Raw genomic sequence first — 20522 nt, 5'->3', positions numbered from 1 at the left:
GTGACGAAGCGTGACGGGTGAACCGTCGATGTGTAATATCTGTTTCATTCTTACTCGAACGACGAGATCGTGCATGATTTCGTTCATCACTCCGGTATCGATGCGGATGCCGGGCGAAGGGGTTTTCATGACGTCGACGTCGCAGGCCCAGCCATCCGCCGCGCGTGAAGGGAGTCGCACTCCTCGCAGATCGCTGAGGCTGTGGGAAGTCGTCGCGATATCCGTCGGCTTCATGGGGCCAGTCATGGCGATGTCGCTCAACGGCATCGGGGTGGCCGCGCTCGTCGGCTCCTCTGTGCCATTCACATTCGCGGTCTCCTTCGTGGGCACCATGCTGGTCGCCTACGCATTCATCAGGCTCACTCGTTACATCACGCACGCCGGCTCCGTCTACGCCTTGGCTGGCGCGACGCTGGGACCGCGAGCAGGGTTCTTCGGCGGATTCGCTCTGCTCGGCACCTACCTGTTCTTCGCCGTATGCATTGCCGGTGCCTGCGCGGTGTTCTTCGAAGCCATGCTCGCCGAGCTCGACGTCACCATGCCAGGCTGGGCATGGGTCCTGGTGCCGCTCGTCGTATCAGTATTCGTGCTGGTCTTGAATGTTCGTGAATCGACCATCACTGCTCGTACCCTCCTCGTCATCGGCTTCATCGGCATCGGGGCCATGCTGGTTCTGTCGGTCGTCATCATCTTTCGAGTCGCCACGGGTGACGCGCCGGTATCGACGGGCGTGGACCTGTCTGTTCTGCTCCCCGGTGATGCCCCTATCAGCGCAGTGATGACTGCTGCAGTGTTCGGCTTCCTGTCTTGGGCGGGGTTCGAGTCGGGCGCGTCCCTCGGCGAGGAGACGCGCAATCCGAAACGCGTTGTGCCCATCGCGCTGCTGCTGGCTGTCGTGCTCGCCGGGTTCATCTACGTGCTCGTCATGTTCGCGCAGACGATCGGCTTCGGCACCGACGAGGCCGGGGCGGCTGCCTTCGCTGGAGCCTCGTCTACGCTCACCACACTGGCGTCGACGTATGTCGGTCAATGGTTCGCCGTTCTCATCGCCATCTTCGCGTTCTTCGTCGCCTTCGCCTCGCTGCTCAGCTCGACAGCAGCATCCGCTCGCCTTCTCTTCGCCCTCGCCCGTGACGGCTTCGGGCCGAGCGCGTTCGCGCGGACCAGCGCGAAGACAGGCGTCCCGGTGAACAGCACCGTCTTCGTCGTGATCTTCACGGTCGCAATGGCCGTAGCCTTCGGGCTCTTCGGGGCCACTTCCGTCGACGTCTACTACTGGTTCGCGACGGTCGCCGTGCTGTGCATGGTGGTCGCCTACGGAATGACCTCGGTCGGCGTCATCCGGCACACGTTCAAGCCCAACTCTCTGATCCCGAAGTGGGAAGCGATCCTTCCGGTGCTCGGGCTGGCGTTCCTCGCGTACGTGTACATCATCCAGATCGCAGGCCAGCAGCCCCCGTACACCTACTTTCCCTGGATCGCGGGTGCGTGGTGTGTCATTGGACTGGTGATCGTACTCATGAAACCCGCGCTCGCGAACCGCATCGGTTCACGACTCAGCATGGAGGATCTCGACTGAGATGACGATGATCGCAAATTCCGTCGGCGCCGCCGACCCCACGCAGACGCGGATGGAAGAGATGAACGACGCCCCCTCACACCCGGCCGCCGATGTGGACGAACTCGTCTTCATCGCCACCACCGACATTGCAGCCCGCACCAAGGGGCGCTCCATGCGGCTCGCCGACTTCGAGGAGAGCACCTCCCTCGGGTGGGTGCCGGCCAACCTGGGCATCGGATCGCTGGGGCACATCGTCGACGACATCCCCTACGGGTCGACGGGCGACCTGCGGCTGAAACCCGATCTGGCCTCTCTCGCGCGACTCGACGGCATCCCAGGTCGCCCGCCGCTCAGCATCGTCTTCGCCGACCTGGTCAACACCGACGGCACGCCGTGGGAGAGCTGCCCCCGCACGTTCCTGCGCGACGCAGTGGAACAGCTGCGCACGGAATTCGGCCTGACAACGCGTTGCTCGTTCGAGCACGAGTTCGTCGATCGCACGGCCAAGGGTGACCACCACCCGTTCTCGCTACAGGCCTTCCGCCGCGCTGAACCGATCGGATCGAAGCTGATGACGGTACTGAGCCGGGCGGGCTTGGAACCTGAGACGTGGCTCCCTGAGTATGGCCGTCACCAGTACGAGATCACTGTGGCTCCGGCCGACCCGGTGACGGCCGCTGACCGGGCGATCCTTGTCCGCGACATTGTGTACGACCTGTTCGACGCGCACGGCCGCGAAGCATCGTTCGCTCCTGTCGTCGCACCAGGAGAGGCAGGGAACGGCGTGCATGTGCACTTCGGGCTCGATGACAAGGACGGCAACACGGTCATCTACGATCCGTCCCGTCCAGGCCGGCTCTCGAAGCTTGCCGGCAGCTTCGCCGCAGGCATCATCAAGTACGGACCGGCGATGGCCGCGCTCTTCGCACCACTCGCCACGAGCTACCAGCGGCTGGCTCCGCACAACTGGTCGACGGCTCGTGCGTTCCTTGGGCTGCAGAACCGTGAGGCACTTCTGCGCATCTGCCCGACCAATGAGATCGATGGGCGCGACCCCAGCAGGCAGCTGCACTTCGAGTTCCGCGGCGGTGACATCGGAGCCAACCCGTGGATCCTGCTCGGGCTGATCCTGCGAGCCGGCGCGCAGGGTCTGCGCGACGAGCTCGAGACCCCCGAGATCGTCGTCGGCGAACTCGATCTCGATGACAAGCACGCGCACCTGCCCAAGCTGCCCCGCAACCTCGAGGAGGCGCTGGCCGTGCTCAAAGACGACGAAGTCGTCTCGGGGTGGTTCTCGCCGGCGTTCCTTGCGACCTACGAGGCGATCAAGCACGACGAGTTCGCGTCAGTGCAGGCGCGTTCGCTTGCGGAGCAGTGCGAGGTGTACGCGCGTGTCTACTGACCAGAGTGACGCCAGCATCCCGCTGTTCGATCACCACTGCCACGGCGTGACGACCGCAGACCTTGACCGGGACGAGTTCGAAACCCTCATCACCGAGTCTGACTGGGATGCGCCTGAGGGTACGACCCACTTCGACTCACAGGTCGGCTTCGCGATCCGACAGCACTGCGCCCCGGTGCTCGGCCTCGAACCGTTCGCGACGCCCGATGACTACCTGAGCAGGCGGCGCCAACTCGGTGGCGTCGAAGCGAGCCGGCGCCTGCTGCGTGCGACGGGTATCAGTCACTACTTCATCGAGACCGGGCATCGCGGGGATGAGATCCTCGATCCGGACGATATGGCGGATGCCGCCGACGCTCGCGCCTTCGAGATCGTGAGACTTGAGCGTCTGGCTGAGGAGCTCGTGCTCGACGGGTGCGCTGCGGCGGACTTTCGCGAAGCGTACGGCCGTCTCCTTGATGACAGGCTGAGTACGGCCGTCGGTGTGAAGTCCATCGCCGCGTACCGCATCGGGCTGGACTTCAACCCTGAACGTCCGCTCGCCGCGGAGACCGATCGGGCTGTCGCGAGCTGGCTGGCCGACATCGCAAGTGGTGCCCCAGCACGCTTGGCTGATCCCGTCATCATCAGAAACCTGCTGTGGGCGGCAGTCGACCGTGCCTGCGCGATCCAGTTCCATATCGGATACGGCGACGCCGATGTCGATCTCTACCGGTGCACGCCTCTGCTTCTCACCGAGTTCCTGCGTCTGACTCGCGATTCCGGAGCGCGCGTGATGCTCCTGCACTGCTACCCCTTCCACCGGGAGGCCGGCTACCTCGCGCAGGTCTTCCCGCATGTCTACTTCGATGTCGGGCTGGCGATCAACTACACCGGCTCCCGGTCCGATGAGATCATCGCGGAGACGCTTGAGCTCGCGCCGTTCCACAAGATCCTGTTCTCGTCAGATGCTTTCGGCGCCGCCGAGCTCTATCACCTCGGGGCTCTGCTATTTCGCCGGGGACTCGCTCGCGCGCTCGACACGTTCTCGCAGCGGGACGGCTGGCCGCAGTCGGAGTGCGCAAGGATCACCGAGATGATTGGGTGGCGCAACGCTTGGCGAGCGTACCGGCTCGATACCGTGACTTCCGTCAAGCCTGAGGCACGGGACGCGGTGGCATCGTGACCCTGACCGTGACACGCCTGACCGAGCTCGCAACAGCGTGGGATTCCGTGCTCGAGCGCGAGCTTGACGCGGCTCGCGCGCTGCGGCGCGAGCTGCACGCCGCACCGTGCATATCGGGACGCGAGCACCCGACCGTCGCGCGGTTGGTCGAAGAGCTGAGCGACTATGTCCCGTTCGAGACTGTCGCCGAGAGCGGGGCTGTCGGTCGAATCGGACCCCGAGGCGGACCCGCTGTTGCCGTTCGCGCTGAGCTGGACGCGCTGCCTGTGACCGAACTGACCGGTGCTGGATTCGCATCGGACAACGGAGCGATGCACGCGTGCGGTCACGACATCCACCAGGCTGCCCTTGTCGCGCTGGTCCGCTCGGCCGCCCAACTCGAACTGCCGGTCGCGTTGGTCCCGCTGCTGCAGCCTCGAGAGGAGACCTACCCGTCTGGCGCGCTTGACATGCTCGAGGCCGGAGTGATCGGTCGATACGAGATCGCGCACGTGATCGGTGCGCACGTGCATCCGGGCTTACCTGATGGCGCGGTGTCCGCAGCTGGGGGATTCATCAACGCGGCTGCCGATGAGCTCGAGATCCGGATCACCGGTCGAGGGGGGCATGCCGCGTACCCACACCAGGCGAACGACACTGTCGCTGCGATCGCGCAGATCGCCCTTGCTCTCCCGGAGGTTGTGCGCCGCACCGTGAGCCCACTGCGCCCGGCGATCATCAGCGTCGGCACCCTCGCCGCCGGCGAGGGCGCCGCCAACGTGCTCCCCGCCGAAGCGCGCATCTTCGCCACCATGCGCACGACGGATCCGGATGATCGCGCCCTGCTTTTCTCCGCAGTGCAGCATATGGCGCAGGGCGTTGCAGCGGCGTACGGTGCTGCGGCAGATGTCCGTCGAATCGAGGGAGAACCCGCGCTGATCAATGATCGAGTTCTCGCCGCCGGGGCAGATGACTGGCTTGCGCGGCTGGGTGTTGAGGGCGCGGATGCGATGCGCTCGCTGGGAGCCGACGACTTCTCGTACTTCTGCAACGCAGCACCGTCGTTGATGATGTTCGTCGGAGTGCGCACGGCGGGAGAGAACCCGCAGCCAGGGCTGCATCACCCGCGCTTCCTGCCAGGTGACGAGGCCATCGCCTCCGTCGCACGAGCGTTGATGGCCGGCTACCTCGCCGCTGCGGAGCTCGCGCTCGGCATCGAACACCGACGAGGGCCTGCCGAGACGGGTGACGAGTGATGGCTCCGGTAGACAACCTGGTTGACCGCGACGCAGCAGCCATAGCCGGGGTCGAGAAGCTGCGCTTCTTCCCTCTGGCTGTGCAATCGGGCCACGGGCACACCCTGCTGGAACCATCCGGGCGTGAACTGATCGATCTGAGCGCCAGCTGGACAGCGTCCGGCTTCGGCCTCGGCAATGAGGCTATCGCACAGGCCGTGCAGCAGGCGATGTTGCAAGGTGCTGGAGCATCGATTCTCTCCGCCACACACAACGACGCAGTCGCGCTGGCGGAAGAGCTGATCGCGGTCGTTCCCAGTCGACTGCCGACAGACGAGCGGCGGGTCTACCTGGGACATGCGGGCACGGACGCGAACGACGTGGCCCTGCGCGGATGCCGGGATGCAACGGGCCGCTCGGGAGTGGTCGCCTTCGAGAATGGGTATCACGGTGGCGTCGGCACCGCGCAACGGGTGTCGGGCGTGCATGTCTCGGCCGGAGTGCCAGCCGATCCAGGCGTGATCTTTCTGCCTTACCCCGACCCTTACCGGCCCCACACAGGAGACGCAGAAACCATTCTGGTGGACGTGCTCACGCAAGCTGAGCGAGTGCTCAGTCAACAAGGCGTTGCCGCAGTGATCGTAGAACCGATCCAATCGGACGGCGGTGTCATCGTGCCGCCGCATGGCTTCCTTCGCGGATTGCGGCGGCTCTGCGACGAGCATGGCACATACCTGATTGTCGACGAGGTGAAGGTCGGTCTGGGGCGGACAGGCCGTCTGCACGCATTCTCAGCCGAGGACGTGATGCCGGATATCGTGACCCTCGGGAAAGCTCTCGGAGGAACGCTTCCGCTATCAGCGGCGGTCGGTCCTGCGTCGGTGCTCGATCAACCGATCGCCTCGGCTCTGATGACAACGACCGGCAACCCGGTGTCGTGCGCAGCCGGTAGAGCTGTGCTGCGAATGCTGCGCGACACAAAGGTGATCCGCAATGCCGCAGACCGCGGAGATCAGCTGCGACGGCTGCTTGAGCGATACGCTCGCGGCGATCGTCGAGGGGCACGCCGAGTCGGTGATGTTCGGGGCCGGGGGCTGTCGCTCGGCATCGAACTGGTGCGCGATCAGGTATCGCTCGACCCCGACCCAGACCTCACTGCCAAGGTCGCTTACCGCTTGTGGCAATTGGGCGCTGTCGCATATCCGGTGCGTGGGAACGTGCTCGAGCTGACGCCGCCATTGACGATCACCGCATCCGCGATCGAGCAGGCCGCCGGCCTCATCGCGAACGCGGTGGATGACGCTGTCGAAGGAGCAGTGACTGATGAGATGATCGCAGCCTTCCAAGGCTGGTGAGCCTCACCCCGAGGAGCGGCGCATGTCCTCCAACGCGGCGACCCGCTGACGGCCGGCTTCGCCGAGACGATCTGTGACCGCGGCAATCACCGTCTCGACAACGGCCAGGGCGCCCACGAGCGAATCGAATGGTGAGGGAGCTTCGACGTTCGCAGGCAGCACGGTCGCGGCGTGCTCGGCGACCGGCGAGAGCCAAAGATCGGTGAAAAGAACCAGATCCGCACCCCGCTCGGCCGCGCGCTGCGCGAGGCGCACCACGCGAGGGTCATATCGGCGATAGTCGAAGGCGACGATCACATCTCCGCGGCGGGTGTCGGCGACCACGGAGAGTCGGGTGAACTCGTCGCCGCCGATGATCTGCACATCGTCCCGGAGCAGCATCAGATGAGCACCGAGGTACTCGGCGAGCAGCTGACTGAATCGGCCGCCGATGAGGCGCACTCGTCGTGCATCCGACAACATCCCGACGGTGCGCTCGAACTCGCTGGGCGGCAACTCACCGATCGTTGCCGCAATGCTCGCAGCGAAGACGCGGCCAGCGCGGGCGAGGTCTCCGTCGGCCGGAAGGAGATCGTCGCGTCCGTACTGTTCGAGAGGCGAGCCGAGACGCTCGTGCACCTCTCGAACGAGCTGCTTCTGGAACGCGGGGTAGCCACTGAATCCGAGCCTGCTCACGAATCGGACCACGGTCGGCGGGCTGACACCCGCACGTTCGGCGAGCTCGGCGACGGTTCCCAGGCCGGCGATCGGATAGTTCGCGAGGATTGCACGGCCAACCTTCCGCTCGCCCGAACTCAGCCGATCCAGCGCTTCGCGCACTTGCACGTTCAGGGGACCGACGGCTGCCATCTCGTCGCTCTCAGACACCTGACCCCCTCGTGATGAAACATACGTTACAGCGTGAGGTGCTCCGTCAGCAGGTGGCCGGGATCGGACGTCGACCGGCTGGCCCGTCGTCGGCGAGCGCTACGCGCGCCGGCGTCGGTCCGCTTCGGGTAGAGCGAACATCTCGACGGTGACCCCGTCCAGCAGCATGCCGGGCTCAACTTTCAGCGCATCCGCGATCCGGACCAGTGTCGGAATGCCCATCAGCGCGCGGCCCTTCTCGTACCCGCGGATGTTCGACGAATCGATCTGCGTGAGCACCGCGAGTTCGTCCTGTGTGATGCCGCGACGCCTGCGCTCGTCCGCGATCAGCTCGCCGATTCGGGCGGCGGCAGGGGACGGGACGCGGGGCACCCGTCAAACGTGAGGAATGTCCGCCACTTGTGCCAGGGTTAACGCACCCGGGTATAAGTACCGATCCGGGATTGAGGGAACCCGGAGGACGGCGATGGTCGGCGAGAAGCTGGTCAAGTCGCGACAGCGAGTCGCGGCATGAATGTGCTCACCGACTATCAGTCCAAGTACTACGCGTACGAACTGCAGCGTTCGTACGCGAATGATCATGTCGGCAAGCTTGCCGGACTGCTCTTCGATGCCCAGGTCGAACCCAAACCGCATCAGATCGACGCCGCGCTGTTCGCGCTGCAGACGCCGTTCCTCAAGGGCGTGATTCTCGCCGATGAGGTGGGACTCGGCAAGACGATCGAGGCGGGCATCGTCATTTCCCAGTACTGGGCTGAGCGACGTAGGCGCATTCTGATCGTGACGCCCTCGACCCTGCGGCAGCAATGGCAGCAAGAGCTGTTCGAGAAGTTCCTGATTCCGTCGGAGATCATCGATCCGCGTTCGAAGGATCCGCTGCTTGCGCCTTCCGCGGATCGGCGGCCAGTCGTCCTCATCTGCTCCTACGAGTTCGCACGGCGGCATGAGCAACAGCTTCTGAAGCCATGGGATCTCGTCGTCGCCGACGAGGCTCATCGACTTCGTAACCACTGGACAGGGCGTGCAAAAGCCGCGTCGGCGGTCGCTCACATCGTGCAGAACGCGCACAAGACCGTCCTTCTCACCGCGACACCGCTCCAGAACCGCTTGGAGGAGCTGTACGGTCTCGTCTCCGTCTTCGACCCGACGTACTTCACATCGCTGGATGCGTTCCGAGAACGCTATGTAAAGGGCGGTGAGGACGATCTCGTCGACCGGGTGGCCGTCATCTCCAAGCGGACCCTTCGAAGGGATGCCGACAAGTACATCCGGTTCACCGAGCGCTTGCCGCTCACCGTCGAATTCACGCCGTCCCACGACGAGCAGCGCCTTTACGGCCTCGTCAATGAATACCTGCAACGCGATGAGCTGTACGCGTTCTCCGGATCGCAGCGCCATCTGGCGGCGCTCATCATCCGCAAGCGCCTCGGCTCGTCGACGTACGCGGTGGCGAGCACGCTGGAACGTATCGCCGCGCGTCTGTCGGAGGAGGCCGCCGCAGGCACTCGGCAGCAGATCGCGCGAGGTTTCTTTGGCGACTTCGCTACCGCCGACGAAGTCGAGGGTGAGGTCATCGATGACGCATCCGAGCGTTTCGGCCCGTCAAACATCGACCCTCTCGGCGCAGATGAACGGGCGGCTATGGCTGCCGAGGCGACGGAGTTGCGGGATTACGCGTCGCTCGCCCGTTCGATCGTGGTGAATCAGAAGGGCGTGAAGTTGCTCGAGGCGCTCGATCGCGGGTTCGAGCGGCTGCGCGAACTCGGTGCCGCGCAGAAGGCGATCATCTTCACCGACTCGACCAAGACGCAGGAATACCTGGCGCGGATGCTGCGCGAATCAGGGCATGGCGAAGGGCTGGTCCTCTTCAACGGGTCGAATGACGACCCAGCGCAGACCGCGATCTACAGCGCGTGGCTCGAAACGAAACGTGGCAGTGACGTCGTCACGGGCATCCCTGCAGTCGATCGTCGCAAGGCGCTCGTGGACTACTTCCGCACCGACGGCACGGTGATGATCGCGACCGAGGCGGCGGCTGAGGGCATCAACCTCCAGTTCTGCTCGATGCTCGTCAACTACGACTTGCCATGGAACCCCCAGCGCGTCGAGCAGCGCATCGGTCGTGTGCACCGGTTCGGGCAGAAACACAACGTCGTCGTCGTCAACTTCTCGAACAAGGGCAACATCGCCGAGGCTCGGATCCTCGAGCTCTTGACCGACAAGTTCCACCTCTTCTCCAGCGTCTTCGGTGCCAGTGACGAGGTGCTGGGGCAGATCGAAGACGGGCTCGACTTTGAGAAGACGATCGGCAACATCCTCACGCGTTGCCGCACGGCCGCCGAGCTGGATGCCGCCTTCAACGATGTCGCGGCGCAGTATGCGCACGAGATCTCGCGAGAGATGTCGAACGCGAAGGCCAAAGTCTTCGATCATCTCGACCCCCACGTGCAAGACCGGCTCAAGGCATACGACGAGGCCGCGGAGGAAGTCCTCAATACGTTCGAGCGGATGCTGTTGGCGGTCACGCGCCATGAGCTGACCGATGATGCGACCTTCGAAGGTGACGGTCGCATCTTCGAGCTGCACAAGTACCCGGCACCCAATGTCGAAACGGGTCGCTACTACTTCAAGTCGCAGCCGATCGTAAACGCACATCAGTACCGCTTTTCCGGCCTGCTCGCGCAGAACGTGGTGCGCGCAGCGAAGGCGCATGACACCCCGCCTCGAGAGCTTGTGTTCTCGATAACGGGATCAGGACGTGCTTCGGCTGCGGTGAAGGCTTTGGCCGGCGCATCCGGAGTGCTCACGGCGAATGAGATCACCTTCCGCATGTCCGCCCGCGATCAGAACGTCTCCGAGTCGTACATGCTCGCGGCCGCGATCACGGATGACGGTCGCGATCTCGACGGCGAGTACGTCGCCGACATCCTCGAACTCGCGTGTACCGACGTGCGCGATCTCGACACCTCCATCGATGGGCGCGTGTTCGAGATGCATCTCGAGTCGCGCAAGGTCGAACTCATGCGCGAGGTGCAGTCGCGCAACGCTCGGTACTACGCGCAGCAGGAGGAGATCCTCTACCGCTCGCAGCAGGACCGCAAGGCCGAGCACGAGGGGCGCATCCGTGACTTTCGCGCCAAGGAAAAGGAAGCGAGGCGCCTGGCCCGCGCTGCCGACGACCCCATGGAGCAGCTCCGGCAGAAGCGCGAAGCGCGCCGATGGGAGCAGAAGGCGGAAGACGCCGATGAGGAGTTCCGCACCGTCCGCCGCCGGCTCCGCGATGAGGCGGACGCGTTCCTCGACCTGATTGAGCAGTCGCTCTCGGGCACCCAGACCACTGAGCACCTCTTCACCATCCGCTGGCGCATCGTCGCCTGACAACCACGGAGCACGCCTTGACCGACGACATCCACGAGACCCCGTCCTCGACCCCGAACTTCCGCACCGAGCTCGCGGCGCAGCTGGAGGCACTGGTGCCCGAGGCGATCGCCGACGGCAAGGTCGACGTCGAGAAACTCAAGGAGCTGCTGGCAGACGATGCTGCAAATGGCAGCGAGCGGTTCGGCCTGTTCTGGCCGGGCAAGAAGCGCGCCCTGCGTGGTGCACAGGAGCCGACCACGGCGACACTGCGCCCTGACTTCGAGAACTCGAAAGACTGGGACACTACCAAGAACGTGTTCATCGAGGGCGACAACCTCGAGGTGTTGAAGATCCTGCAAAAGCACTACCACGCGAAGGTCAAGCTGATTTACATCGATCCGCCGTATAACACAGGGGGAGACTTCGTCTATCCCGACAACTTCAAAGAAGGCCTTGAGACGTACTTGGATTGGTCTCGGCAAGTGAATGACGAGGGAAAAAAACTCTCCACCAATGCGGAGACCGAGGGTCGGTATCACTCGAATTGGCTCAACATGATGTACCCGCGACTGAAGCTTGCTAGGAACCTTCTGGCGGATGACGGCTTGATCTTCATTGCTATCGACGACCACGAATTAGACAATCTTCGCAAACTTGCGAACGAAGTCTTCGGCGAATCGAACTTCGTGGGCCTAATCACTCGCGCCACTGGCACACCAACTGGCGGAGGATTCGACGGGCTGGCTAACGCTGTTGATTTCATGCTTGCTTACCGTAGAAGCAACGTGGCTGTCCTTAACGGCCTCGAGTTCGGCGAAAGCGACGCGTCGATCTACAACGAGGAGGACGAGCGAGGTCGCTACCTCACTCGCTCGCTTCGACGAACAGGCGGCGAAGACCGACGCGAAGATCGACCGAGTATGTTCTACGCGACGATCGCCCCCGACGGTACAGAGGTTTATCCCATTGGACCCGGCGGATACGAGAGCCGATGGATTTGCGGGAAGGCGCGCTTCGCCGAGATGGAGGTCGACGGGCTCGTTGAGTGGAAGCAGATCGACCGTGGGGCTGGTGTCGAGTGGCATCCTTACCAGAAGTTTTATCTGGAAGGGCGCGCAAAGCGGCCGTCCAACTTGTGGACTGATGTCGACGGTAATAAGAAGGGCACTCGCGAGATTCGCTCACTCTTCGACGGAGACAAGGTGTTTGATTCGCCGAAACCAACCGCGCTAATTGAGCGAGTGATCCAAATCGGGAGCAACAAGGATTCGATCATCCTTGACTTCTTCGCAGGGTCAGGCACGACTGCGCACGCAGTCATGAAGCAAAATCTCGCTGATGGTGGCAGCCGTTCCTTCATCCAAGTTCAGCTTCCTGAGCCGACACCCGCAGATTCGGTGGCGCGCCGCAGTGGCTTCAACTCAATCTCGGCCATCTCGCGGCGACGAATTGAACTCGCTGCGGCCGAGATCACTAAGGCCTCTGCGAACCAATTCGATCCTGGCCATGCTACGCGGGATCTTGGCTATCGCTCCTATCGTTTGGCGGACACCAACTTCTCAAAGTGGCGCATGTCCAGCGACGTCGATCGCACGGCCCTCGAGCAGCGTCTTTTTGACCTCCGCGAGTCAAGCAGCAACGACTACGCCTCAGTCGATGACCTACTCGTGGAGATCCTCCTCAAGCAGGGCAACTCGCTCACCGAGAAGATCGAGACCGTCGAGATCGCGGGCCTGGAACTGCGATCAGTGAGCGACGGGCTCGTACTCGCGTACTTGAACGAGCACGCCAAGCCGACTCTTGAACAGCTGCGCGATGTGGTCGATCAGGCTCCCGAGCGCATCATCGTTCTCGAGGATGCATTCCGCGGCGATGACGAGCTCAAGACTAACCTGGCGCAGCTGTGCCGGAGCCGCGGCATCGAACTCTGGACCGCGTGATGACGGTCTCCAGCTTTCAGTTCGATTCGGAACAGAAGTACCAGCTCGACGCGGTCGCGTCCGTCGTGGACCTCTTCGACGGGCAGCCCAAGGACGGTGAAAGACTCGAGCGTGCCCTCACAGGTGCTGCGCACACGGCATCAGGGCAAGGAAGGTTCGACCTCGAAGACGTCGGCGCTGTCGGTAACAGCCTGGTGCTCGACACGGACACCATCCTCGCCAACCTGCGGCGCGTCCAGGACCGGAACGGATTGGAAGTACAGTCCGTGTTGTTCGACGCCGCCAAACTCGACTTCGACGTCGAGATGGAGACGGGCACGGGCAAGACCTACGTCTACCTGCGCACGATCTTCGAGCTCGCCAAGCAGTACAACTTCACCAAGTTCGTGATCCTCGTGCCCAGTGTTGCGATCCGCGAGGGCGTCAGTACCAGCATCCGGCTCATGCGTGAGCACTTTGAGAGGATCTACACGCAATACGGGATCACCTTCAAGGAGACGGTGTACAGCGGAACCCGACCCGACGAAGTGCGCGCGTTCGCAACCGCGACCAACGTGCAGATCCTGATCATGACGATGGACGCGATCCGCGGAGACAAAAACACTCGGGTTATCCACCAGGCACGCAATCAGCTGAACGGCCTCTCGCCGATGGACTACCTGAAGGCGACCCGTCCGATCGTGATCATGGACGAACCGCAGAACATGGAGTCGAAGCTGTCGCAGTCGGCCATCGGCGAGCTCGATCCGGCGTTTACGCTGCGCTACAGCGCCACGCACAAGAAGAAGCGCAACGTGGTCTATCGCCTGGACCCCGTCGACGCCCACGACCTCGGGCTCGTCAAGCAGATCGCCGTCGCCGACGCGCACCAGGAGGGTGCGGACGCGAACCCGTACGTGAAGTTGATTGGCATCAACGACAGCCCCTGGTCTGCCCGCCTGGAGCTTTCTGTACGCGATGCCAGCGGCGTGCCGCAGCGTAAGTCGATCACGGTCAAGCCCATGGGTGGGCGATGGCCCGAACTCTCCGATCCGAAGATCACCGGCAACTCGGCCTACGACGGGTGGCGCATCGTGGAGGTGCGCAACGACCCTCCGTTCGTCGAACTCACCAACGCCTCGCTGTACGAGGGCGAGAGCGTCGGCGGCGCGACCGGGGCGATCTATAAAGAGATGATCCGCGAAGCCGTGAAAGAGCATCTCCGCAAGGCGGTGATGCTTCGCCCGAAGAACATCAAGGTGCTGAGCCTCTTCTTCGTTGACCGAGTCAGGAGCTTCCTCGGCGACGGCGCGAACAACGAGATGGCGAACGGCGACTTCGCGCGCTGGTTTGACGAGGTCTTCGTCGAAGAGCGTGGGCGCAACCCCAAGTATCTTGAGATGCTGCCCGGTGACCCCCGCGACTACCGTCGTGCGTACTTCTCCCAGCTCAAGAAGGGTGTCTTCGGCGACACCACAGGGTCCACGCAGAAGGATGACGACGCATACGAGCTGATCATGCAGGACAAGGAGCGCCTGCTCGACGAGTCGGAATCGGTGCGCTTCATCTTCAGCCACTCCGCCCTGCGCGAGGGATGGGACAATCCGAACGTCTTCCAAATCTGCACTTTGCGTGAGATCGGGGCCGAGACCGAACGCCGGCAGACACTCGGTCGAGGTCTGCGTCTTCCTGTCGCGAAGACTGACGATGGGTTCGTCCGCGTGGCCGACCGCAGCATCGCAACTCTTACCGTCATCGCAAATGAATCCGTGCAGCAGTTCGCCAAGAATCTGCAGAACGACTTCCAGAAGGAAGGCATCGAGATCGGGCGCGTGCGCAAGAACGAGTTCTCCAAGATCCTCTGGCGCGGCGTCGACGGCGCAGCGACCGACGAGCTGTTCGGGTATGACAGGTCGGTCTCGGTGTTCGAGCACCTGCTCGCGCAGAAGTTCATCGACGATACGGGCCAGGTCACTCAGAAGTTCCAGCCGCACACGCTCGACTTCAGCCTGAACCTGCCCGACGTCTACCTCGACTATGAGCCGGAGATCATTCAGCGGATCGCGCAGGCGAATATCGGCACCTACGTCAAGCCGGTGAGCACGCGCGCGAGTCGCGTTTTCAACAAGGAGCTCTACCAGTCCGAGGAATTCGAGGAGTTCTGGGAGAAGATCTCGGCACGCACGACATATCGGGTCAAGGCGAAGCGCAAGAAGATCATCAAGAGGGCAGTTGCAGCAATTCGGGCCCAGCCTCGGATCGAACCGCTGCGCATCACCGTGACGCGCGCGTCCGTCACCATCCATCGCGGCGGCGCGAAGGCCGTTGAGAACGCGGCGCCCCGATCGGCTGAGCTTCGGGGCAGCTATGATCTGCCGGACATCATCACCGAACTGAAGGACGCGACGAACCTCACTCGGACGACGGTCATCGATATTTTGCTGAAGAGCGGGCGGCTCGAGGAGTTCATCGCGAATCCGCATGATGTGATCGCGATGATGAAGAAGCAGATCACTGCCGAACTCGCGAAGATTGTCCTGGATGGCATCCAATACGAACCGATCGCCGGATCGGTCTACGAGTTGCGCGATCTGCAGAAGGACGGCGCGGAGGAGAAGGAGTACTTCCTCGACCATCTGTACGCCGTGAAGAACAAGCAGAAGACGGACTTCGACCACGTTGTCTTCGAGGCCGGCCCAGAGGGACCAGAGCGGAAGTTCGCCGAGCTGCTCGATTCGCGTGACGACATCAAGCTGTTCATGAAGCTCCCTCCGAAGTTCAAGATCGATACACCGGTGGGCCCCTACAACCCCGACTGGGCGATCATCAAGCACGAAGACGGTGAGGATCGGATCTACATGATCCGAGAAACGAAGTCGACGATGGACGAGTCGAAGCGTCGCCCCAGCGAGAACGCGAAGATCAAGGCCGCACAGGCGCATTTCGCCGCCATCGGTGTAGTGGACTACGGAGTCTCGGTGCCCGCTGCGTGGCGGATCTGACCAGACCGCAGAGACACGAAGTGAATGTCCCTGCGCTCCAATACACTCGCCCTGACACGAGGAGAACGGCATGACTGAACCCGCAGGAAGCCAACCGCCCGCAGACGAGACTGCAACGGCGACGTCGGGCCTCGCGCCCGATGTCATCGTCGGAAAGGCCCGCGAGGCAGCGCAGACCGAAGGCTTCCAGGCCCAGATGTACAAGGCCATTGCCGTTCAGCGGCCGGTCGTGCTCGAGTATCTGCGGTCGGTCCGTCGGGCCAAGCCCCACGCGACGCCGGCGGAAGTGCTCAAGGAGCTCGACAGCCGTTACGTCGCGACGGTGACGATCACGAGCAGCGGGGTCGGCGCGTCCGCCGCGATCCCCGGCCTCGGCGTTCCGATCGCCCTTGGGCTCGGCGTCGCCGACGTGCTGTTCTTCTACGAGACGAGCGCCCTCTACGTCCTCGCAGTCGCGGAGCTGCACGGGATCCCGGTTGACGACCCCGAGCGCGCCAAGCCGCTCGTGCTCGGGATGCTGCTCGGGCAGAAGTCGCAGAACCAAGTGAACAAGATGGTGATGAACGCCGTCGGTATCGGCGGCGTAAGCGCAGCGAAGTCGTCAGCCTCCGGTGTCGTCGGCAAGGCGCTGCCCAAGGGCTGGGGCGAAGTGCTCACCGAGCAGCTTCCCGAATCGGCTCTCGCGCCTTTGACCATCGCGCTGGGACGGGAGTCCATCAAGCTCGGTGGCAAGCTCAGCGCCGGCGCGGTCGGCAAGGCGATTCCGTTCGGAGTCGGGGCGGTCATCGGAGGAGTCGGCAGCTTCACCTTCGGGCGCGACGTCGTCAAGGCCGCGCGCATGGCCTTTCCGGAGTCGCCGGTGGGCTTCCCGGAATGGTTGGAAGATTACGAGAAGCCGACGGATGCGGAGCCGTCACGCGCCATGCTCGCCTTCGATTCCGCTGCGGGCAACGTCAAAGACTTCGGCGAGAGCGTGTGGGACGTACTGAGCACTGCGACCGAAGCTTTCCGTTCCGTCGACCTGGACGGCGACGGCATCCCCGACGAAGCCCGCGCGCTCACGGCAGTGAAGCGGGCCGGGGTCGGAGTCGCCGGCACGGTGAGCAAGAGCGCTGAGGTGTTCCGTTCGGTCGACCTCGACGGCGACGGAGTGCCGGACGAAGCCCGTGCGGTGACGGCTGTGAAGGACGCCGGAGCGGCGATTTCCGGCGCGGCGGACAGCATCCGTGGGAAGGCCGCGGGGCTGTTTCGCGGCAGGAAGCGCGGGGAGGATTCGTCCTCGGACGAGTCCGCTTCCGACTGATCACGCCGCGTCCTGTACGGCCCGCCGCTGTCGCCTTGCGTCAGAGCTCGATGATCTCCACCAGGCCATCGAGCCCGGGAAGGTCGCGGCTGTTTCTGGTGAGGATGGGCATTCGGTGGGCCGCCGCTGACGCCGCGATCATGCGATCCATGGCGTTGGCGCGCGGGCGCTGACCTTGATCGACGGCTGCCGTCGTGATGCGTTCGTATTCGAGTGCGCAGGCGTCGTCGAAAGGCAGACCAGGGCCGAGCAGCTGCGCGATGTCGATGAGTCGGCTGGTTCGGTGATCCAACGACTTCCTGTCCTTGGCTGTCACGAGGCCGAGACGCAGTTCTGCGTACGTGAGTGACGACACGACCAGACGCTCGAAGGGAAGCGCAGCCACGACGTCCGTGTCCATGGAGGTGATCAGAGCGGACGTGTCGAGTAGTGCGACCGGCCGCTTCATCCGTCATCTCCCCAGGCGTCCCGGATCTCCTCTGCGCGCTGCGCGGCGAGTTCTGCCGCCCAGGCGACGTCATCTGCGTGACGGCTCAGGAGCGCGGCCACCTGCGCGGGTGTCGCACCTGCCGCTATCGCCGAGCGGTGCGGCACAAGGTCGGCGATCGGCTTGCCGCGTCGCGTGATCACGGTCGCCTCCCCGCCCTCCAACGCGTTGATCGCAGCTGTGGGATTCTGGCGAAGCTCCCTCAAGCTCAGTTCTCGGCTCATCGTCCCATTGTAGCTCGTGAGCTACAACGCGATGATGAAGCCGGAGATGTTCTCACAGTTGTCTGCTGCGGACCGCTGACGAGGATGGATGAGATCGTCGCGCACCAATGTCGGTGGCCCCTGGGACGATGAAGTATGGCAGTTCTCACCGATGTCGCGGCACTGGTCCCGACCCTGCACAAGCGGGTCGGCACGTGTGCATCGGTCGAGCAGGCGCAGACCGCGGTCAGCGCGATGACGGATGCCGAAATCATCGCCGTGCTGCGCGAAGCGAACGAGATCCTGCAGTGCGCCGAGCAGCTGCGACTGATCGCGGCAGGAGTCATCGCCCGCCGCTCGCAGCGTGAGGCCGGGCACTCCGGCGCCGCGCAGAAGCAGGGGCATCGAAACGCCACCTCGCTCGTGCAGCAGATCACCGGATCGACCAAGGCGGAAGCCGCGCGGCAGGTGCGCGTGGGTGAGGCGATGCTCGGCGGTGAGCCGGATGCGATCGCGACCGACCCGGTGGCCCCGCTCGAACAGCCGGATGCCACGTGGCATCCGATCGACTGGCGCGCGCCGCTGCGCGCAGCCCGACGCGACGGCAGTATCAGCACTGCGCAGTTCGACGTGATCAACCGCGGCCTCGGCGAGCCGCCGACCGCCGGCGGGGATCCCGACGACGCTGAGTGGCGCGACGCCGACGACGCGACCCGCGCCGCGTGGGCGGAGGCGGTAGCGCAGCTGATCGCAGAAGCGGGAGAGCGCACGGTCGAAGAACTCGGCGCGGCTGCACGGGCGATCCGCGACCTGCTCGACCCCGACGGCGCCGAGCAGCGGTTCCTCGACCGCCACGAGAAGCGCTCGTACCGGGAATGGATCGACCAGTACGGCGTCCGCCGCGCGAGTATCGCCTACGACGATCACGGCGCCGCCTTGATCAGCACCATCCTCAACGCCGCGCTGCGTCCCCGTCGCGGCGGACCGCGCTTCGTCGACTCCGAAGAGAGCACCACCGCGAGATCACTCGCGAACGACCCACGCAGCAGCGAGCAGCTGCAGTACGACCTCCTCATCGACCTCATCCGCGCGGGTGCCCTGGCCGACGCGACAAGCGTCTTCGGCACCCGCCAGGCCGGAGTGCGGCTGGTGCAGGTCGTCGGAGCCGACGGCAGGAAGACCGGCTACACCGAGGACGGCCTCCTGACGCTGCCAGAGGGAGCGATCGACCAGCACATCTGCGACACCGGGATCGTGCCGGTGCGTGTCGACGCGTGCGGCAATCCGCTCGACGTCGGCAGAGAACAGCGCCTGTTCACACCGCCACAGCGCATCGCCCTGGCCATCCGAGACGGCGGCTGCCGCTGGCACGGATGCGACCGCCCCACCTCGTACTGCGAGGCGCACCACATCGACGAGTGGCAGCGAGATCAGGGGCGCACCGACGTCGACCGCGGCATCCTGCTGTGCCGGTTCCATCACATGGAACTGCATCACGGCGGCTGGCGCATCACCCGGCAGGGCAACGGCGACTTCGAGCTGCGCCACCGCGGCGGGGAAGTGCGCGTCCTGCGACCGAGAGGATTCCTCGCCTACCTGTGGGGAGACCTCGATCCGCCACCGGAACGATTCCGACCCATCGTCGCCTAGACCCGCCGCGGCCACGAGCAGGCAATCGGTGGCCAGGCGGGCCGGTCAGGCGCGCGGCGCGAGAACCAGCAGCTCGCCCACCTCGCAGCCCAGAGCGTCGCACACCGCACGCAGAGTCGAATAGCGGATCGCTCGCGCACGGTCGTTCTTCAGCACCGACAGATTCACGATGCTCACGCCCACCCGCGCGCTCAGCTCGGTCAGCGTCATCCCCCGTGCGGCGAGCAGCTCGTCGAGTCGGCAGTGGATGCCCGTGGACTCATCGTCCGCATCTGCGGGAGTCACACCAGCCCCTCCGTCTCGCGCTGCAGCCGATCACCGACCACGAACACCGAGCCGACCACAGCCAGCGCGAACGCGGCGAGCACGAAGGTGAACGGCTCGACCGAGATCACCGCCGTGTCGAAGGGGCCGTCGACAGCGTGCGCCATCGCGGCGTTCGCCAGCATGTTGTCGAAGAACCGCGACGCCGCCGCACCCACCAGCCCCACGCCTCCGCCGATCGCGGCAAGGCGGGCGTTGGTCTTGCCGAACACGCGCCCGCGAAGGATGTTGCGACTCAGCAGGATCAGAGAAACCACCACGACGACGACCGTGATCGCGAACGCGAGCTGGCCCAGCACGCCGGGCACCACGCCCAGCGGGCCGAGCCCCTCGACGGTGATGACTCCTCTGTCGATCTCGACCGGCAGGGTCGTCTCGCTGATCCGGGCATGCACCCTCGTGTCGAGGAAGTCGACCATGACCTGAACCGAGCCGCCGCCGACGAGCTCCGCGATCCGCATCGCGACCTGCCACACTGTCCACCCGGCGATCGCCACCCCGGCGATGACGAACACCGCCAAGCTCACCGTATCGGCCCTGCTCAGCGTCCGCTCCGCCGCCGGAGCGCTCTGCGAGATCTTCATGATTCTCCATCGCGTATATCGAAAATCGTTGTTATCGTTCCTCGTTAACATAACGAGAAGCGATAACTGCGTCAAGAGTTCGAGCAACTCAGGGGCTCAAGGGGAACGGGCTCATGCCCTTCGACA

General features: G+C 64.2%; 16 protein-coding genes. 10 read left to right on the top strand and 6 right to left on the bottom strand.

The annotated features are described in order from the left end of the window. The first annotated feature begins 73 nt into the window (after positions 1-73). The 5 genes from WFG93_RS00465 to WFG93_RS00445 are packed head-to-tail and all read left to right on the top strand — an operon-like array spanning position 74 to position 6697. Positions 74-1579 carry an APC family permease gene (locus tag WFG93_RS00465; RefSeq protein ID WP_336644349.1) on the top strand — a complete coding sequence of 502 codons (1506 nt, stop codon included), beginning with the start codon at positions 74-76 and terminating at the stop codon, positions 1577-1579. A 1-nt stretch (position 1580) separates the two neighbouring features. Continuing rightward, the gene (locus tag WFG93_RS00460) at positions 1581-2963 is read left to right on the top strand and encodes a glutamine synthetase family protein (protein ID WP_336644348.1); all 1383 of its coding nucleotides are present in this window, start codon (positions 1581-1583) and stop codon (positions 2961-2963) included. Continuing rightward, positions 2953-4128, top strand: coding sequence for an amidohydrolase family protein (locus WFG93_RS00455; protein WP_336644347.1), 1176 nt, complete (start codon positions 2953-2955; stop codon positions 4126-4128). The genes WFG93_RS00460 and WFG93_RS00455 overlap by 11 nt, the downstream gene beginning before the upstream one ends. Next, a complete protein-coding gene (locus tag WFG93_RS00450) occupies positions 4125-5363 on the top strand; it encodes a M20 metallopeptidase family protein (protein ID WP_336644346.1) in 1239 nt (412 codons plus the stop codon). The genes WFG93_RS00455 and WFG93_RS00450 overlap by 4 nt, the downstream gene beginning before the upstream one ends. Continuing rightward, positions 5363-6697 (top strand): aspartate aminotransferase family protein, encoded by a 1335-nt coding sequence (locus WFG93_RS00445; protein WP_336644345.1) that lies wholly within the window; start codon positions 5363-5365, stop codon positions 6695-6697. The genes WFG93_RS00450 and WFG93_RS00445 overlap by 1 nt, the downstream gene beginning before the upstream one ends. 3 nt (positions 6698-6700) lie before the next feature. Here WFG93_RS00445 and WFG93_RS00440 read toward each other — a convergent pair whose 3' ends face one another. After that, positions 6701-7564, bottom strand: coding sequence for a MurR/RpiR family transcriptional regulator (locus tag WFG93_RS00440; RefSeq protein WP_336644344.1), 864 nt, complete (start codon positions 7562-7564; stop codon positions 6701-6703). Between the two features lie 99 nt (positions 7565-7663). Beyond that, positions 7664-7936, bottom strand: a complete 273-nt coding sequence (locus WFG93_RS00435; protein ID WP_336644343.1) for a helix-turn-helix domain-containing protein — start codon at positions 7934-7936, stop codon at positions 7664-7666. A gap of 138 nt (positions 7937-8074) precedes the next feature. Here WFG93_RS00435 and WFG93_RS00430 point away from each other — a divergent pair, with 138 nt between their 5' ends. From WFG93_RS00430 to WFG93_RS00415, 4 genes are all read left to right on the top strand, one after another. Beyond that, on the top strand, positions 8075-10942 hold the full coding sequence (locus WFG93_RS00430; protein WP_336644342.1) for an SNF2-related protein: 2868 nt from the start codon (positions 8075-8077) through the stop codon (positions 10940-10942). Between the two features lie 17 nt (positions 10943-10959). Continuing rightward, positions 10960-12864, top strand: coding sequence for a site-specific DNA-methyltransferase (locus tag WFG93_RS00425; RefSeq protein ID WP_336644341.1), 1905 nt, complete (start codon positions 10960-10962; stop codon positions 12862-12864). Next, on the top strand, positions 12864-15845 hold the full coding sequence (locus tag WFG93_RS00420; protein ID WP_336645035.1) for a restriction endonuclease: 2982 nt from the start codon (positions 12864-12866) through the stop codon (positions 15843-15845). Before WFG93_RS00425 ends, WFG93_RS00420 begins: the two co-directional genes overlap by 1 nt. Positions 15846-15915: 70 nt before the next feature. Continuing rightward, positions 15916-17148, top strand: a complete 1233-nt coding sequence (locus WFG93_RS00415) for a hypothetical protein (RefSeq protein ID WP_336644340.1) — start codon at positions 15916-15918, stop codon at positions 17146-17148. 40 nt (positions 17149-17188) lie between these two features. Here WFG93_RS00415 and WFG93_RS00410 read toward each other — a convergent pair whose 3' ends face one another. Both WFG93_RS00410 and WFG93_RS00405 read right to left on the bottom strand, forming a co-directional pair. Continuing rightward, positions 17189-17596: a PIN domain-containing protein gene (locus WFG93_RS00410; protein ID WP_336644339.1), complete on the bottom strand. Its 408-nt coding sequence runs from the start codon at positions 17594-17596 to the stop codon at positions 17189-17191. Next, a complete protein-coding gene (locus WFG93_RS00405; RefSeq protein WP_336644338.1) occupies positions 17593-17859 on the bottom strand; it encodes a type II toxin-antitoxin system Phd/YefM family antitoxin in 267 nt (88 codons plus the stop codon). The genes WFG93_RS00410 and WFG93_RS00405 overlap by 4 nt, the downstream gene beginning before the upstream one ends. A gap of 135 nt (positions 17860-17994) precedes the next feature. Here WFG93_RS00405 and WFG93_RS00400 point away from each other — a divergent pair, with 135 nt between their 5' ends. After that, a complete protein-coding gene (locus WFG93_RS00400; protein WP_336644337.1) occupies positions 17995-19488 on the top strand; it encodes an HNH endonuclease signature motif containing protein in 1494 nt (497 codons plus the stop codon). A 45-nt stretch (positions 19489-19533) separates the two neighbouring features. Here WFG93_RS00400 and WFG93_RS00395 read toward each other — a convergent pair whose 3' ends face one another. Together WFG93_RS00395 and WFG93_RS00390 are read right to left on the bottom strand one after the other, a co-directional pair. Next, positions 19534-19773, bottom strand: coding sequence for a helix-turn-helix domain-containing protein (locus tag WFG93_RS00395; protein ID WP_336644336.1), 240 nt, complete (start codon positions 19771-19773; stop codon positions 19534-19536). Then, on the bottom strand, positions 19770-20396 hold the full coding sequence (locus WFG93_RS00390) for a DUF2975 domain-containing protein (protein WP_336644335.1): 627 nt from the start codon (positions 20394-20396) through the stop codon (positions 19770-19772). The genes WFG93_RS00395 and WFG93_RS00390 overlap by 4 nt, the downstream gene beginning before the upstream one ends. Positions 20397-20522: the final 126 nt, after the last annotated feature.

This window comes from Microbacterium sp. USHLN186 (genome assembly GCF_037145155.1).
GTDB lineage: Bacteria > Actinomycetota > Actinomycetes > Actinomycetales > Microbacteriaceae > Microbacterium.
The sequence above is the reverse complement of the archived record's forward strand: the minus strand, read 5'-3'. Positions and strand labels throughout refer to the sequence as shown.